Genomic DNA, 17,282 nt, shown 5'->3' on the forward strand with positions numbered 1-17,282 from the left:
GTGTTCTGTTATGGTTTCCAGCGATTTTTTATTGCGCTGATTTTCGGCCATGCCAAATCAGGGTAGAATTTGTGACCTCCGTCACCAATGAGCAGAAAGAGGTTCTTCTCATATCCCATTGCAGAAAAAACGCTGTTTGTACGCTCAAAGGCTTTCCGAACGCCCGACAGACTGGCAATCGGATCATACTTTCCGGCCACGATGACCAGAGACCTTGGCGCAATCAGTCCCCCAATATCGCCCATGTCGGCATATTGAAGAATCCCGGGCAAATATCCGCATGCACAGTGAGGGAATTTCATCCAGGAGTCAGCATAGGTGCAAAACGAACAGGAAACAACCGCGAGCCGTATCCGCGGATCAACACATGCGGCGTAAAACGCCACCGTGCCGCCCATTGAATTTCCCATACAGCCAATGCGCTCCATATCAAGATCAGGCTGCGTTCTGATGAAATCAATGGCTCGCATTACATCAAAGACACGCTCGCCGAGAAGCGTTTTTCCGAGCATAAGGGCATTCAGCGCTTCGTGACTGCACGAAGGCGCGGCGCGTTCTCCAAAACCGCGCTGCTCAATGGCCAACGCGGCCCATCCGTTCTGAACAGCCTGAATTGCGAAATCAAGATCATTCCTGGTTTTTTTCTGGCCGATGGAAACGCACATCCCGCCTTTCCTGTGGCCTTGCAGGCAGATCATCACCGGAAAAGGCGGATTTGTTTTCCTGGGTTTCAGAAGATATCCCGGCACAACTGCCTTCTGCTCGGCACGAAAATTTACGCTGTAAGATGTGTAGTCCTTAGTCTTTTCTTTGAAAACAACATCGGAATTCACATCCCGGTCCCATTTATCAGGCAGACATAGTATCTCTGTGAGCTTTGCCCGAAGTTTTTTCTGCCACCCCTCCGCGTCATCTGTTTTTTCAAAGGCAAGACAGGGCTTCGTCTGTTGAAGCGCGTGGCGATGGTATTGCGGAAGACTCAGCAGTTCTTTGGACCGTTTTATGTCACCCGCTTGCCCCATACTCAGGCATGTTGCAAGAGAGAAACACAGAAATAAACACGATATGCTAATAAATTGTTTCATTGATATTTACCCCGCTGATGAGAATCTGATCTTAGGCGATTCCACAGTTCGTAGTTCCGCCTTCAGGCGGTGTGAGACCGCCGTTCGTAGTTCCGCCTTTAGGCGGTGTGAGACCGCCGTTCGTAGTTCCGCCTTTAGGCGGTGTGAGACCGCCTAAAGGCGGAACTACGAACCGAAACACAGACACAAGTCATATATCACACTTCTGAGTTATTGTTTCTGTACCATTCTTCCAATATAAGAAGCGTCCATATTCGTCTGCCATGATTGATCCTGCCTTTTTGGTGTTCATTTACCATATGTTGAATGCAGTCCGGCCTGAAAAAATTGTAAATTTTTGAACTTGGGGAAAGAAGGCGGTCTTGTATCAAATCTCTGAGGTCTTTTTTGCACCATTCTTCCACAGGCGCGGCAAAGCCCCTTTTATTTCTGTCCCGAATATTATCTGGCAGAGAATCCGTCCACATCTTACGAAGCAGATATTTGGTCCGGCGGCCTTTTATTTTCATTTTTTCGGGCAGACGGGCTGAAAATTCAACATATTCTTTATCAAGCAGCGGCGATCTTGCTTCCAGACTGTGGGCCATGGTCATCCTGTCCATTTTTACAAGATTGTTCCCCGGCAGATAATTAAGCAGGTCTGTATAAAGCGTTCTGTCAAGAAAGGAATCCGCATAAGCGCGGTCAAAAAATTCAGCTAAAAAAGCATCAGACTGATGCCCCTCGACAAGGGAACGCATTTCATCATTAAAGCATTCCTGTTTCATATCCTCGCTAAAATATGACCCCCATCGGACAATGCTGGCTTTTGGCGAAGTTTTGGCAACCTGGGCAAGACGTTTGAGTCCCATAATCCAATTTGCCTCCACAGGTATGTCTGAAGGCTCCGGTATCCGACTGACCATTTCAGGTATGATGCCTTGTGTAATAAATCGGGGAAGCGCGGCATAAGGTCTCACATAACGATCCAGCCAGTAGCGGGGATAACCTGCAAAAGTCTCATCCCCCCCGTCCCCGTTGAGTGCTACAGTAACATGTTGACGCGTCAGCTGTGCCAGATAATACGTTTGAAACGCACATGAATCAGCAAACGGTTCGTCAAAGCTGCGAATAAGTTTGGGGATGATGTCTGCCATGCTTTCCGGGGTGACAATGAATTCATGATGCTCTGTCCCCCATTTTTCAGCGATTGCTCTGGCATATGGCAGTTCATTAAATGCTTCATAATTAAAGCCAATGGAAAACGTCTTAACAGGTTCCGTGCAAAGCTCGGCCATCAGCGTTACGACAATGGAGGAATCTATGCCGCCGCTTAAAAACGCGCCCAGCGGAACATCGCTTATCAGCCGTTTTTTCACAGCTTGTTTTAATATCCTGTGAAGCTCCTCTGCTGCTTCATTTTCAGAAATCTGTATTTTGGGTTGATAGACAACATCCCAATATCGTCGTATCTGGTATGTGTTATCTTTTAAAATCAGAAAATGCGCCGAAGGAAGTTTGAATATATCTTTGTAAATACTATAGGGATCGGGAACATATTGAAGTGTCAGATAATGATGCAGGGCAACAGGATCAATTTCTTTTTTCACCGAAGGATGCTGCAAAAGAGATTTGAGTTCTGATCCGAAAACAAACCCTTCGCTGTTGCGGGTATAATAAAATGGTTTTTTCCCCATTCTGTCGCGGGCTGCAAAGAGTGTTTTTTCTCTGTCGTCCCATAAGGCAAAAGAAAACATTCCGTCGAGATGTTCAAGACAGTTTGTTCCATATTCCTCATACGCATGAACAATGACTTCCGTATCTGTATTTGTGCGAAAAGCATGGCCTGCTGATTGCAGAGAAGAACGAAGCTCCGGGAAATTATAGATTTCTCCATTAAAAACAATCCATATGCTTTCATCTTCGTTAGAAAGCGGCTGCTCTCCGGTTACAAGATCAATAATTGCCAGACGCCTGTGCCCAAGTCCGACATTATCCCGGATGTATGCTCCGTCACCATCAGGGCCGCGATGTGAAAGCACATTGTTCATTTTGTCTAACACATGAGTTTCGACCTTGTGTTGTAAATCAGAATAAACCAGCCCGCATATTCCGCACATAATGAAAATCCTCGTTATCCTCTTAAGTACCTAACCATAAGTTTTCGATATTTGCCAGGGAAAGAAACCCGGCTTTTTTTTCGGAATGATCCGCCTCCGCTCAGGGAAAAAGCCGGGTTTCTCCGCGGTTCACGGAAAAAAAAGATGTATAAAAAACTTTTGATCGGGTACTTATTTTCACCTGATAAGAAACCTCAGTTTCTCCGTTCTAAAATATGGTTACAGACATCTGCATACTGCCTTGCAACAGCATCCCAGCCGAATTGAGATTTTATTTTTTGAATATTATTTTGGCCCATTTTGTTTCGTAAATCCCGCGATGAAGCCAGTCTGCATATCGCATCGGCAATGGATTTCACGTCTTTCGGAGGCACTAAGAATCCGTTGATGCCATTTTCAACAAATTCCTGAACCCCTCCGCTGCGAGCCGCGATAATTGGCAGTCCGCAGGCCATGGCCTCGGTGAACACCTGCCCGAAACTGTCGCCGTAAGATGGAAGCACAAAAATATCCGCGTGACAATATATCCGGGGTAATTCATGATGCGCCACAGGTCCCAGAAAAGCAACTGAATCTGTTAAATTCAGCAAGGCTGTTTTTCTTTTCAACGCTGTTTCAAAGTATCCCGTACCCGCGATGGAAAGATGAAACTGATCTTTTGGCAGTTGGGAAAGGGCTTCGAGCAAATACTGGATGCCCTTCAGTTCCAGCAGGCGGGCAACCGTCAGAATACGCACAGGACCGCCTGTATTTCTGGGAATTTCAGAAGGCTGAAAAAGATGGGTGTCCGCACCGTTATAAATTACCTGATAGTTTAATGTCGGCTCAATTTGCTTTGCAAATCGTCCCAGATCATCACTCAGCGCAACCACTGCATCGGCTCTGCGCCAAATCAGGCGGTTCACAGGGGTCAGCAGTCTGTGCATAGTCCGAAGTTCACCCGGATTGTATCCCGGGACATCTCCTCCCCTGAGAGAAACAATAAAAGGGAGAGACCTGCCCACACAGAATGAAAGCAGACCTGTGGGAATACTGAAAAAATAATGAATCAGATCATACTTGTTTTCCCTGACAAGCCTTCGGATAAGAAAAAACGCCCGTATAAGAAACTCGGCCATTCCTCGGATTCCGGTCTCATGAACGCTTTTGCGACGCACTTTCAATGAATAAATACGCGCTCCCTCCAAATGATAATAAAAATTTCTGGTTCCATGAGAGGTGACAACGTCCACGCGTGCCCCGATCCTGGCGAGTTCCCGGCACAAATGCCAGCTGGCCCGGCCCGCGCCACCGCCAACCGGAGGAAATTCATAATTGACAATCAGCACCCGCATCATTCACCTGTAATTCCATTCCGATTCTTTTTGGGTGAACAGCCAAGTATTCCAGAGAAAAAGCCTGTGGTCATTTTTACCTTCCTGATGTGCCTTTATTTTGTTTTCAATAAAGGACTTGTTCATAAAAAAGTCATTCCTGTTTTCGGGCCATGATAACATGCCTTTTGAAAACCATTCGCCAATTGGCACTCCGAATCCTTTTTTCGGACGATAAAGGATGGTTTTGGGAAGAACAGGCTCCAGTGCTTTCTTGAGTATATATTTGGTCTGCCCATTGCGATATTTCCATTCATGAGGAATCCTTCTCACAAAATCCACCAGTTCTATATCCAGAAACGGCGCACGGACTTCAAGAGAATTCATCATACTTGCCCTGTCCGCCTTTACCAGAATGCCATCCTGCAAATAAAGTTTTGTGTAAAACTGCAATGTTTTATCCACAAGATTATCCTGAGAACACGCTTCCCACTGCTCAATGGCTTCGGAATAAATATCTTCAATGTCGGCAGGTTCCTGAAAAAGTTCTTCAAGATCATTCGGTTCCAGAGGCCCCAGCCACACCGGATTCCAAAGGTGTTTCGGATACGAGAGTCCGCTTAATGTGCGTTTCAGCTTGAAGTCCAGGCTGATATTCTTATGCGAAACCGGAAGCAGGCTCACTGCCATTCGGATGCCCTGGTGAACTGGCCGGGGAACGAGTTTGCTGTAAAGCTCTGCGAGTTTCAGGGCATGAAACGGATCATATCCCGCGAACAATTCATCTCCGCCGTCTCCGCCCAGTGCCACCGTCACATTTTTTCTGGTTTCGCGGTTCAGCAGATATGTGGGAAGGAGAGAGCTGTCTCCCATGGGTTCATCCAGCCGGGCCGTGATTTCCGGCAGCATATTTCTGGCTTCCTCAATGGAAAGTATTTTTAAATGATGATCTGTCTCAAAAAGTTCAGCAACTCTTTGTGCGTATTCAGACTCATCAAAACTTGCCTCCTGAAACCCAATGGAAAAAGTTGAAAGTTTCTCGCTGTCTGTATCTTGTGCGGCAAAAGCGGTGATGGCGGATGAATCAATGCCGCCGCTCAGGAAAACGCCCAGAGGCACATCAGACATCAGCCTGCGACGGACTGCTTTGCGAAGCAGGTCCCGCAGGTGTTCCCCCCATTCTTCTTCGGGATTTTCAGGAACAGATTCAAAGGGTTCCAACACAAAATCCCAGTATTTGCTGACCGTTAGCGAAAAGTTGTTCAGATTGAAAATCAGATGATGACCCCCGGGAAGCTTATAAACCCGCTCGTAAAGGGAACCGGGCGCGGGGATGTAGCCATAAGCAAAATACTTTTTCAGACTTCTCTGAGAAACAGCCGCGTCCACAAAAGAATGCTTTGTTAATGCTGTCAATTCCGATGCAAAAACAAACGTGTTATTTTGCTGAGTGTAAAAAAGCGGCTTTTTGCCAAACCGGTCACGGCTTAAAAACAGAATATTCCGGGTCCTGTCATAAATGGCAAAGGCCCACATACCGTTAAGCCGGTTTGGCAGCTCCGTTCCCCATTCCCGGAATCCGTGCAACAGCACTTCTGTATCTGAATGATCAGACAGGAAAACATGCCCTCTGTCCCGGAGTTCATTACGGAGTTCTTTATGGTTATAAATCTCTCCGTTAAAAACCACTCCCAGGGTCTGGTCGGACGTCCACATGGGCTGGTCTCCGCCAATGATATCTATGACAGACAGCCTTCTGTGTCCGAGGTAAATTCCCTTGTCCTGATGATACCACAGGCCCTCGGCATCAGGCCCCCGGTGAGAGAGTGCGGCCGTCATCACGCTGAGATCATCAGTACTGCCTTTTCCTGCAAAACCGCATATACCGCACATGATTCAAAATTCCAGTTTCACTCGATGTTCAAGTGTTTTTTGTCATTCCTGCGAAAGCAGGAATCCACTGTCTCCGGATTCGTAAAATCTGTAAAAAACGGATTCCTGCTTTCGCAGGAATGACAGACTTTTTGTTCGAATCAGGTCAAAAAACTTGAACATCGAGTTTCAAGTTTCAAGTTTCACTTTTGGGTTTCAGCTGATCCCCCCGGAAAATCCATGACTGATGGTAGCCTCGGTAATTTATAACGAACTCAGGCGGAACAACATCAAAGTTCAAAGGATTTTTCTTTTTATGTGCAGGGGGGCGGACAGTTTCAAATTTCAGATATTTTATACCGTCGTACATAAAAGCACTGCGAGTGATAACATAATAGTCATTTTTTGTAAATCGCAATTCATTACGCAGCATAGAAAGCACTTTGACCGGTATTTTTGCATCCAGCCAATCTCCTGGGAAAATATAGTATAAGCGGACATCATCGCAATTTGCTTTTTTTTGCAAGCACATTTGCTCGATTTTTTTTCCTGCGATCATAATCTCCTCTCCCCAGCCTCTCCACGCACCGCTGCGTTGTCTTCCCACAGGAGGCTGAAGATTAAATTCATCTGGAAAATTGCACCATACAGGACGAAACGCGCCGTGTACAGGAGCAAACGGCATAACTTCCAAAAACATGGCAAATATCGTAATGAAGATTATAAAAGTGCGCAAATTCCGGCTGATCATAAGTTTATCAAAAAGATATAACAGAAACAGCAGAAAAAGCAACAATGGTATGTTCAGATATCGCATTCCTGCCGGCGTAAGTGTCAATCCGTAAACTAACGGGACTGCCAGGACGCTGACACCAATGACAAACCACCAGATTGAAGCCCCTCTGCCCTTTAAAAATAACAGCATAACGATCATCAGCAGAACGAAGACCGTTGGCAGCGCGTCGAAAAAAACAGCATAACATTTCATACTATAAAAGAGAGTATGGGGTATCAGACCAGATGCGCCGTAGTGTCCCGCCATCCTGTTAAATGTCGGTGGCTGATAATTCCCGGGTGCTACCGGTATGATTGGATCTATAAAAGTTTCCGGAGGAAAGAAGTTTCCAATGACTCCGATAAGTAACGTCGAAACAAACACAAACAGAACAAATTTATAATTATACTTTTCAAAGTAATCCGTCAGATAGTATATACCTTTTTTGTTTTTCAATCGAAAAGCGATGAACCTTATGAATTCTGAAATCAGGACCACTCCGAGTAATTCCGCCAAAATAATAAAAACATGAAATATCGGTTCTGCTTTCAATGACTGATATATACTCAGTTTGCCCAATATCGGCCATGTCCAGTTAATTAAAGGATGAGCCAGTCCTTTTAACGGAGGGAGTGATCCCCCGCGGGCCATGCCCACAATTAAATAACTGAGCAGGCTGACAGATAAAGCTGTCCCTATGGCGATGGTGGCATACCACATGAGCATGCCGAGTCGCTTTTTAACATCAGGGACATAAAAAAAATTTGAATGCTGATAGGAGCAGTAAACATACACAAGAATTGATATAAGCAGGATGGGAGACGCACTCAGTTTTTCCTGGGCGGCAAACATGGCGACAACGACCGCAAGCAAACCGGCTTTGTTATCATGGTGTTTAATCAAAACAGAGAGACAGATAATTGCGATGACCGCGAACAACATTGAAAACAGATCATAGTTAAATATTATCAGGGCCATATTGTTTGAGGGAAACAAAAAGAACACCCCCATAAATAAGACAAAGTTCAATTCCCTGTTTTCATTTTTAAAAAAATATTTATCCATTAAAAAATGAATAAACAAAATTGGCATCCTTCATATTTGCCCAAAAGTACTTTACACTTTTGGTGATTTGAAAAAAAGTCCATTTTTTTTCAATCTACAAATTTTGTAGCTAAATAAAAGTAATATTTACAAATAGATATTGTAAAATCTACAAATTTTGTAGTTTTTTACACACTTCAAACATGATTAGCTAAAATTAACTACAAAATTTGTAGTTTTTTTTGTAATAGGTTGTTTATATTATAAAAATAATCAAAATTATCATGAATTAAAAAAAACATAAAAAATTCATTTTAGCTGAAAGTGTAAACTACTAAATGAAGGATGCCACAAAATTGATATAAATCCCATATACCAGTGCAATGCCTTGGCAATTATTTTAGGGATATTAACATTTTTTGAAAAATCAGTAAGCAGATTTAAAATCGAAAAAATTGTCCCGATTGTCAGGTCTGTGGTCCGGCTGGCGCCAAGGTTCCATTGCCGCATGTCCGAATTTTTAAGATCGGTTGCCTCCCGAATGATATAAGTTTCATCAACAGTCAGAAATGACAAGCTGTTACTCATTGAAAAGCAGAGTACAGGGATGAGTACTATCGTGATGAATATGCTGAATTTGAAGTTTTTTTTTCTTGGAATATAATACGCATACAAAAACAAAGTGATCAGACAAACAACAAGCAAATTATATTCAAATATATTCAAAGCGTATCCTTTTTGTCCTTTGCAAATCACGATGCGGATGCAGGTAAAACAAATATAAACAGCAGATTAAATAAAATATTTCATAGTACACGACCAAATAAATTTTGAAGGGCGAAGACCTCCGAGGTTTTCAAAACCTCGGAGGTCTGATATCCAACTCACCCGTCAGAACTTATTTGGTTAGACACTAGTCTGTCCAAACACATGCTTCTGTTTCTGTATTTTTTCCATCCGGGAAATGAATATTAATCGTGTTTTGCCCCTCATGAAGTTTGAGGAGAGCCATCCTTGCAAACTGAAAATAAGTTTTCACCCGGAAAGAAGATAAAAGAACAGAAGTCTTTGCTTTTAATCGAAAAAGCACTGAATATGCATATGTGGGGGACGGGGTCAGGACAGCAAAAAAAGCATCGGTCGTCAAATTAAGATCAGGCATGAGTTTATGATGATGTGTTGTATTGTTTGCCTGATCAATGAGCAGCAGATCCGCATCTCCTTCAGAGCGGACGGTGCCGGATATGCGCCCGCCCACAAACGGGAAGGGAGATTCAAAATCCACCTGAATGCTTCCGTCTTCTTCCGAATCATTTACAATGGCAATTCCGTCCTTTGTTTCCTCTGCTCTGATCTTCCCTGATACGAGCTTCAGGTCAGCAACATTCAGGTGATACTCAAAAAAACCATTATAATACTCCGGAACATTCTGGGGATATTTGCCGAGAAAATATTTTCCGATGTTATGATTCATAAACACAATTTTTTCCCCGGTCCGTAACTGATATCTGATTTTATGATCCGCGGCCGCGTTGTTCCAAACTCTTTTTCGGCCCTTTATGTAAAAACTGAGTTCTTCTTCGGGTTTCAGGATATCTGTCTGACCGTTTGTGTAAAAACCGATTTCCTCCCCGGGGACATTTCCGAGCATGCAAATTTCTTCCACACCATAGAGTTCTCCTGAATTTTTGTCATAAAAACAGATGCCTCGGTCCGCATCGAACATTCTCCATTTTCCGTTTGCATAAATTTCCGACACCACATGACGGCCTTCGCCAATCACCCAGGTTCTGGCTCTCAGCCCTGCCATTTCTGCCAGTTTTGAAAGCGTTCCGGCTGTATCATCACAGAAACCGTAACCATAAACAGACAAATATTTAATAACATCATATTCTTCAGACTCCTCTGTGACCGGCACGAAATGATAGCGGTTCTCTGCGACAAATCGCCAAAGCGACCTTGCCCGTTCCAATTCATTCTCAATAGAAAGATGCCCCGCGGATTCCAGAAGATGCTCTGCCGTGTCCCAAAGGTGTTTCTGATACAGAATGGGACCGGTCACGGTTTTTTCTCCCTTATTTAAAATTTCATATTGATAGTTCTGAATTTTGGGAAGCTCAATGTTGGCCGTTTTTTTTGAAAGAATGATAGGAAACTTTTTTTGATAATTATTTTCGTCAGACAAAGTTTCAGTGGAATTTGCAGCAATCTCCTCATAATAATTCGCTCGGATATTCAGCTTGCATAACACTCTCAGCATATCTTTCATAGAAATTTCATCAATGCTTTTGGCGGGAAATGCTAACGCTTTTCTCAGGTTGGTGAGATATAAGATTTCCTGTGAACTGAAGGAGAGGCGGCTTTGTCTGGCACAAATATCATGGTACAGTTCATTGTCGTAAACAGCGATTGCCAGCAATGCAAGCACAATGATGCCTGCTAATATCGCAACAACATGCCGTGTGAAATGATAATGTTTTTTTACAGGATTTTTATCCGAGACTTGTCTCTGCATAAACAATGAATAAAATCTGATTCCCTGTTTTCATTTGCAATTTCCTGATGATCAAATTTTTTGCTCCGATCCGGCCGGACAGGAAAAAATTTGATCATCGGGTGATTTGTGATTGAAGACTTAATTCTCAATGTTACGAATACGGTAAGGTTTTTTCTGCTGGGATTCATAATAGGTCCGCATGACTATTTCCGCGAGTATTCCCATCAGAACAGCCATGCCCCCCATCAGCACAAAAAGCACTGTAAGCGTTGGCAGGGGCGTTTCTGTAAAAGACTTCCCTCCCCAGAATTTATAATAAATCATTGTGGTAAAGGAGATACCTGCAAAAAGAAAGTTTGTCAGCCCAAAACCTCCGAAAAAATGAATGGGACGTTGCAGATACTTGTCCCAAAATCTTATAAGGGCCAGATCCAGTATCACCCTGCCTGTTCTTGAAATCCCGTAATGTGATATCCCTGAATGGCGCGCATGGTGGCTGACGACTATCTCAGCCACTTTTGCCCCCCTCCACGACGTAAAAACAGGAATGAACCGATGCATTTCACCGTACAGCTTGACATCTTTTATGACATCCTTTTTATATGCTTTCAAAGAACATCCGTAATCATGCAATTTGACGCCTGCAATTTTGGAAATGAGCCAGTTGGCAATCCTGGAGGGAATTATCCGTAACACCTTGGCATCTTTTCTGTTCTTCCTCCATCCGCTTACAACATCATATCCTTGTTCTATTTTTGCCAAAAGCCGCGGAATATCCGAGGGATCATTCTGATTGTCTCCGTCCATTGCAATAATAATATCACCTGCCGCATGGTCAAATCCGGCCATCATTGCGCATGTCTGCCCATAGTTGTGGAGCAAATGTATGGCTTTGACACGATGGTCATGTTCTGCAAGAGAAGACAAAATTTTTCCTGAGTTGTCATCGGATCCGTCATTTATCATGATAATTTCAAATTCACCGTCCATGGGTTCCAGTGATTTGATCAGATTTTTATAGAGTATTTCCAGATTGCTGTCTTCATTATGAATGGGAATGGTTATTGATATTTTCATTTATGCTGAATCAGGATTAAGGGTTAAGGATTTCATCTGTGTATTTATTCATATCTCAGTTACAAGTTACAAGTATCATATCCGAAGTCTGACCATCAAGTTATTTTTGATATATTATTTATACAGCCTTGTCATTGCCGAAGATCATTTAACATTGCTTTAATATTAAAATGCACATACCCGCCGTATTGTGCGGGAAAATCATTGATCGCCAGCCATATGTCACCTGTACCGGGATAAGCGACAAGGCTCCACATATTGGAAACACATGCGTTAAACTCCTCAACGGGTTCGGGTGCCTGAAAAGTAAAATCCGGATATAACGCACAAATGGTACAAAGAATATTGTTTGTCCAGGAACGTTGTTCCTTCTGACGAGCCATGCGGGTATAAGGATCAAACCGGTCACTCATCATTTTAATGGCATTTTCCTGTGTGATGTTTCCATAATATTCATGGATTAACTGTCCGTAGCGTTCAAAACGGCTCGGTGCCTGAACATAAAAGTTGTAGGGTTCTTTCAGGCTGTTTTGCCAATTCTGGATCGTGGAGATGTCCTTCAGCTCGTTTACAGGAACCTGATCAGCCGCCATATTATAGCCGGAATATCCCATCCATCCGGGATAACAGTTGGAATGGTTTGCCTGATACAATGCGTTTATATCAGGTGCGGGGTAACGTACACAGACCATTTTTGAAGAAGTTTCCACCACGGCTGCTTTATTGGCTTTTGCATCAGCCACATGATATGCGATACCCGCGCATCGCGGGTATTTATGAAAAATATCAATTGCCTCATCCAGCGTGCCTGCGTTGGTAAGCAGTAATCGGGTAAAAATACCGATGCCGCAGCCTTCCATTGTCTCATCTTTCATGCTGTTCAGATGCGTCATCATTTCCAATCCGTGTTCATTCAGACCTCCGTCCAGCCCGATCATACCCGGATAAGTCAGAAACGCATGGCCATGACCTTTCTCGGGTGCAGCAATCACCATCATCCGATTATCCAACTGGGCAGGCATGTTGAAATTGTCCATATTTTTACCAAAAATCAGATTGCCGTTGCCGCCTGCCCATTCATCCCACGCGCTGAAGCTGCTGCATCCCCCCGAACCTGGCAAGGTCCTGCCCGATATTTTTTCAGATTTTTTGCCTTCCGGTTGCCAGTAATGCGGATGGCAATAGATACACCACTGATCATAATTGGTGTTCCACAGAAATATCTGATCAGATGTGACACTCACGCCAGCATCGTTGGCACCGTCTGCAATGCCCTGCATTTCTTCTTTCAGTTCTTCCGGCAAAAATGGTTCTGCTGCTTTTTGGCCCAGCCAGAGAAGTTTTTCAGCAGTTTCCAGGTCTGAGCCTGTCTGTGCCGCAACATAGGCTGTTGTTGCCGGCAGAGTGCGGCTGATCATCAGGTCTATTTTATCCGCAAGCAGAAAACCATGCTGATATCCCATTTCATAAGGGGTTCCTTTAATTTGCAATACGTTTACCCCATTTATTTGTCCAAATTTTCCTTTTTGTATCAGTTTCTGTTTTTTCACAATTACCTTCCTCTTATTTTGATTTCGCAAAAACCTTACGATAACTATTACTCGATGATCAAGTTTTTTTCTGTCATTCCTGTGAAAGCAGGAATCCAATGCCTCCGGCTTCGTAAAATCTGGAAAAAGCAAATTCCTGCTTTCGCGGGAATGACAGGTTTCTTATTCGAACCAGGTCAAAAAATTTGATCATCGGATAGTCCTGCAAAGGTAGTGATGAATCCCGCTCAATCCTCCGGATATCAGGACACTGAATCTCATTCATCACTGCTTGTGCAGGACTACCGATCATCGGATATTAAAATAGTATCTGCTAAATTTCAGGGTTCGCGGCAGCTCAAAAAATCCCGAACAATATTTATGAATTCCATAGGTTTTTCCATGTCTATGGAATGCCCTGCATGCTCAACAAAAGAAAAAATTGCACCCGGAATCGCATGCAACACCTCGGTACTTTCCTCAGGCGGAATCAACTGGTCTTCCTTCCCGCAAATCACCATGGTTTCTGATGTGATAGTATGCAGAGCATCTCGGCAGTCAAACGCCTTAATAGCATTGACCTGATTCTTAAATCCAATTTCAGTCTGCGGATAGGGATATTCGATTGCGAACCGGAGGGCATTATCCAATGCTTCTTTGTCCTCAAAAAAACGCCTTGAAAATATCCAGTAAAAAATATTTCTGAACCACAGTTCGGGATTCATTCCACTTTCCATATAAGAAGACCAATCAGACAAAAGGGCATTATTTCGTTCAGAACAGCAAGCAGAGGTTCCCGCCAGGATTAGTTTTGAAACATGTTCAGGATATCGGATCGCACAATCCAGCGCGACAAATCCGCCCATGGAATGTCCGAGAAGATTGACGGACGAAAGTCCCATATATCGGATCAGAGCGATACAGTCATCAGTAATATGCCGAATACTTGTTTCAACATTCTGAGGCATTGTTCTGCCCACTCCTCTGTTGTCAGGAATGATGAGACGGTAATATCGGGAGAGTTCTTTCACTATGGGCTGCCAGCTTTGGGAGTCACTGGCCAGACCGGCAACAAGCATCAGCGGTGCGCCTTCTCCATAGAGTTCATAGTAAAGATCAATATCCTTAGTTATCATATTTGGCATTTCGTAATAATCTCCTGAATAAATTATCGCGTAGGTTCATAGTTATAACAGACCCGCTGTTTTGTTTTAGCATCCGAAGAATTTCGTGCTTCATGCACAGCCACATGCTTTTGAGATTAACAGCGAGCCGAGGACATTTTCCCAGTTTTCTTCAGTGCAGTCAGCAGCGGAAACGCTGGTGCCGGGAATTCCGGCGTTGTTCAATGTACAATCCAACCGGCTGTAAGCGTCCACTGTCTTGGCAATCAGCGAGTCAACTTCTGTGGATTGGATCCATCCGTTTTGACAAAAAAACTCCGAATGTCCAGCCAGCTAATTTCTCTGATATCACCATGTATGCAATCCTTGCCATACTACACATTTTCCGGTTATGCAACTCGTTCCTGGCTGGCAATCCTGATCCGGACAGCAAACAGATCTTGACAAAGCTGTAATGTGTTGAAGAACGGCAATCTGTTGTACTGGCTGATTATTTTTCAGCAGCCTTATTTTTCGAGGAAAGCTTTGATTCTAGCTCCGGCCTGTTTAATATTCAGCACACCGTCAAGATGGCCGCGTGTAGCTTGAAGCTGGGGTGATGAAAATGTCACAAACCGGGCTGATAATTGCGATCCCATTTTTATTCCGCAAATTTTTTATGAGTTAAAAATCAGGAAGTTAAAAAATGCGGGGAACAAAAACGGGATCAGCTTTTTCAGAGCCTTGTAAACATTTTCATCACCCCAGTTTTATGCCATAGTCTTAACGGGCGGTTTCGGAGAACATATCGGTAAGCCCTGGCTTTTTCAAGAATTGAAATTCTGTCATTCCTGAACAGGTTATGCTCATTGTGAAAATCTGTCAAAAGCCGGGGCCGTTCGGTGCATATCTCAGGCATCGCGTCAAAATAGGCTTTTCGCAGACCGCGAACACGCTCCGTCAGCCCATATGCCTGAAGTGAAATATCTTTTAATGTGATGTCAGCCATAATACATTCCTCTTGTTTCTTTTTTTCTTTACAAATTTTCCATCTGTCTGATGCGTTTGCCCAGGTATTTTTTGTGCTTCCCGATTTCTTCGGCCGCGACTCGCGAGAATTCATTCCATGTGGGAGCTGTCTTTTTTACCAGTTCTCTGACATGCTGAGTCAGCGCACCGGGCGCGCCGCCACTGACTTCTTTTACCTGAACCTCATATTTCCCCTCGTTATAAAGGCGCAGCGATGTCACATTGAGATCATCATCCAGCAGCACGGCCGCGGCCCCGTAAATCGGCGCGGTTGTCGTCTTCTCTACAACCCAGCCGCCCGTATTGTAAACATTGACCAAGGTGCGGGGATAGCCTGAAAGCTGGTACTGGGTCTCGCAGGGTTTGTGGGTATGCCCGAAAATGAACGTGACATCTCTGGGGTCCCGCCCGATTTCGTGTGTCATCTGAGCAAGCACCGGACCTGTCAGGTATTTTTTTAATCCTTGTTCTGCCTCGTCACTGAGGGCTTTTCCACCTCCCTTTGATCGCTCACGCGTGACAATAGCGTCCGCAGTCTTTTGTAAAATAAATTCGAGGGGTTTGCGCATCAGCCTCAGCCACCAGAAGCCGTGTTTTCTGATCAGTCCCCGGGTCAGGTTTTTTAAAAGTTTGTCTCTGGCTTTTTCGACGCTCAGACTGATATAAATATTCTCAATCAGGGGACCCACTTTTCCGGAACGCCCCATGGCTGACCAGAAGAAATCTATCCACGCAAAATTTTCAGCCTCAATATCCCCGACTGTGGCTGACGGCTGTTTTTTATCAGGGAAGAACATTCTTGCCAAGTCACTCATCAGATGATAAATCTCCTCCACAAAATGCCCGTGGTGAAAGATTGCACAGCGATCATTGTTGTAAAGACCGAAATTGGGATAGGCAACCGATACTTCGAAATTTTTCAGATATTCAGCACGATGAATCAGGTTGCTGAGATAATAGCCGCGCGGCAAAGGCTTTTTGTCCTCTTTCTCAAACATTCTGCTGTCGTGCCAGGGCGGGGTTAACAGAGAATCAGGCGGGACCTCTTTCAGATGTTCCACATACTGGGTTTCCCGGGCCAGTTCCCACATATGATGATCATGATTCCCCGGAATAAAGACGATCTTGTCAAACAAGTTCTCCTCTTCTTTGGGCAAAATGTGCCTGATGAATTGCTCAAAGGCTGCTGAGGCATTGTTCATCGGGGTCAGGGCAATTTCGAGAATATCACCCGCCAAAATCAGAGTCGGCGGAGTGTCCTGTTTATCATTTGCTTTGATCATATCCCTCAGACCATTGCACAGGGCAACCATAGCAGGACTCGGTTTGGACAAATCAATACCGGAAAGGTTTGTTCTGAGGTTTGTCAGAATGCTGTCGTGCTGGCCGAAGTGCATGTCTGACAGGCAAATATAGCGGATGTTGCTCATGCGGAAATCCTCCTGTTTGCGGATGGGAATAAGGTTCGTTCAATGGAGCGGAATCTTCCTGAAGTTTTTAATGTCGCCGTGAAAGTGCGGAAAATGAACACAGTCAGCAAATCAAAAAAGTTCACCTTCCGCAAAAAGCATTATAACCAAATATATTCTATATAGATAGAAAATATTGTAAATCAGGAAAATCCTGATTTAAAGATAAAAATTTCTTAAAAATGGGAAAGGCATTTCCCATATCAGGCAACAGGTTCCGGGAGTTACGACTCTTTCCGAAGGCCAATGCTTATCAACTTGATGAATATGATGGGACATTTTTCAGAAAAACCATTGACAAATTATAGGTCTTACGAATATGGAGGATATGACGAAAGGAACAGAAAGCAACACTTAACACCTGGCACTTTCATAAGTACCTAACCATAA

12 protein-coding genes are annotated in these 17,282 nt (G+C 44.0%); all 12 read right to left on the minus strand.

Annotated features, from left to right (window positions below; genetic code table 11):
* Positions 1-8: 8 nt before the first annotated feature.
* Complete coding sequence (locus dnm_RS04975) at positions 9-1,085, minus strand: dienelactone hydrolase family protein (protein ID WP_207681599.1); 1,077 nt, start codon at positions 1,083-1,085, stop codon at positions 9-11.
* Positions 1,086-1,116: 31 nt separating this feature from the next.
* Positions 1,117-1,266, minus strand: a complete 150-nt coding sequence (locus dnm_RS04980) for a hypothetical protein (RefSeq protein WP_207681600.1) — start codon at positions 1,264-1,266, stop codon at positions 1,117-1,119.
* A 16-nt stretch (positions 1,267-1,282) separates the two neighbouring features.
* On the minus strand, positions 1,283-3,184 hold the full coding sequence (gene asnB, locus dnm_RS04985) for an asparagine synthase (glutamine-hydrolyzing) (protein WP_207681601.1): 1,902 nt from the start codon (positions 3,182-3,184) through the stop codon (positions 1,283-1,285).
* A 194-nt stretch (positions 3,185-3,378) separates the two neighbouring features.
* Positions 3,379-4,521, minus strand: coding sequence for a glycosyltransferase family 4 protein (locus tag dnm_RS04990; protein ID WP_207681602.1), 1,143 nt, complete (start codon positions 4,519-4,521; stop codon positions 3,379-3,381).
* Positions 4,522-6,390 carry an asparagine synthase (glutamine-hydrolyzing) gene (gene asnB / locus dnm_RS04995; protein ID WP_207681603.1) on the minus strand — a complete coding sequence of 623 codons (1,869 nt, stop codon included), beginning with the start codon at positions 6,388-6,390 and terminating at the stop codon, positions 4,522-4,524.
* 175 nt (positions 6,391-6,565) lie between these two features.
* Positions 6,566-8,140: a hypothetical protein gene (locus dnm_RS05000; RefSeq protein WP_207681604.1), complete on the minus strand. Its 1,575-nt coding sequence runs from the start codon at positions 8,138-8,140 to the stop codon at positions 6,566-6,568.
* 961 nt (positions 8,141-9,101) lie between these two features.
* Entirely contained in the window at positions 9,102-10,703 is a 1,602-nt protein-coding gene (locus dnm_RS05005; RefSeq protein WP_207681605.1) for a transglutaminase domain-containing protein, read from the minus strand.
* 120 nt (positions 10,704-10,823) lie between these two features.
* Positions 10,824-11,762 carry a glycosyltransferase family 2 protein gene (locus tag dnm_RS05010; protein ID WP_207681606.1) on the minus strand — a complete coding sequence of 313 codons (939 nt, stop codon included), beginning with the start codon at positions 11,760-11,762 and terminating at the stop codon, positions 10,824-10,826.
* Between the two features lie 131 nt (positions 11,763-11,893).
* The gene (locus dnm_RS05015) at positions 11,894-13,312 is read right to left on the minus strand and encodes a C45 family autoproteolytic acyltransferase/hydrolase (RefSeq protein WP_207681607.1); all 1,419 of its coding nucleotides are present in this window, start codon (positions 13,310-13,312) and stop codon (positions 11,894-11,896) included.
* A gap of 320 nt (positions 13,313-13,632) precedes the next feature.
* Positions 13,633-14,436: an alpha/beta fold hydrolase gene (locus dnm_RS05020; protein ID WP_207681608.1), complete on the minus strand. Its 804-nt coding sequence runs from the start codon at positions 14,434-14,436 to the stop codon at positions 13,633-13,635.
* Between the two features lie 694 nt (positions 14,437-15,130).
* Positions 15,131-15,403 (minus strand): hypothetical protein, encoded by a 273-nt coding sequence (locus dnm_RS05025; RefSeq protein WP_207681609.1) that lies wholly within the window; start codon positions 15,401-15,403, stop codon positions 15,131-15,133.
* Positions 15,404-15,431: 28 nt separating this feature from the next.
* Complete coding sequence (locus tag dnm_RS05030; protein WP_207681610.1) at positions 15,432-16,853, minus strand: metallophosphoesterase; 1,422 nt, start codon at positions 16,851-16,853, stop codon at positions 15,432-15,434.
* Positions 16,854-17,282: the final 429 nt, after the last annotated feature.

This window comes from Desulfonema magnum, assembly GCF_017377395.1.
In the GTDB taxonomy this organism is placed as follows: domain Bacteria; phylum Desulfobacterota; class Desulfobacteria; order Desulfobacterales; family 4be13; genus Desulfonema_C; species Desulfonema_C magnum.

Coding starts and splice junctions, on each gene's coding strand:
- dnm_RS04975 (WP_207681599.1), bottom strand. CDS start 1,085: ATGAAACAATTTATTAGCATATCGTGTTTATTTCTGTGTTTCTCTCTT.
- asnB (WP_207681601.1), bottom strand. CDS start 3,184: ATGTGCGGAATATGCGGGCTGGTTTATTCTGATTTACAACACAAGGTC.
- dnm_RS04990 (WP_207681602.1), bottom strand. CDS start 4,521: ATGATGCGGGTGCTGATTGTCAATTATGAATTTCCTCCGGTTGGCGGT.
- asnB (WP_207681603.1), bottom strand. CDS start 6,390: ATGTGCGGTATATGCGGTTTTGCAGGAAAAGGCAGTACTGATGATCTC.
- dnm_RS05005 (WP_207681605.1), bottom strand. CDS start 10,703: ATGCAGAGACAAGTCTCGGATAAAAATCCTGTAAAAAAACATTATCAT.
- dnm_RS05010 (WP_207681606.1), bottom strand. CDS start 11,762: ATGAAAATATCAATAACCATTCCCATTCATAATGAAGACAGCAATCTG.
- dnm_RS05020 (WP_207681608.1), bottom strand. CDS start 14,436: ATGCCAAATATGATAACTAAGGATATTGATCTTTACTATGAACTCTAT.
- dnm_RS05025 (WP_207681609.1), bottom strand. CDS start 15,403: ATGGCTGACATCACATTAAAAGATATTTCACTTCAGGCATATGGGCTG.
- dnm_RS05030 (WP_207681610.1), bottom strand. CDS start 16,853: ATGAGCAACATCCGCTATATTTGCCTGTCAGACATGCACTTCGGCCAG.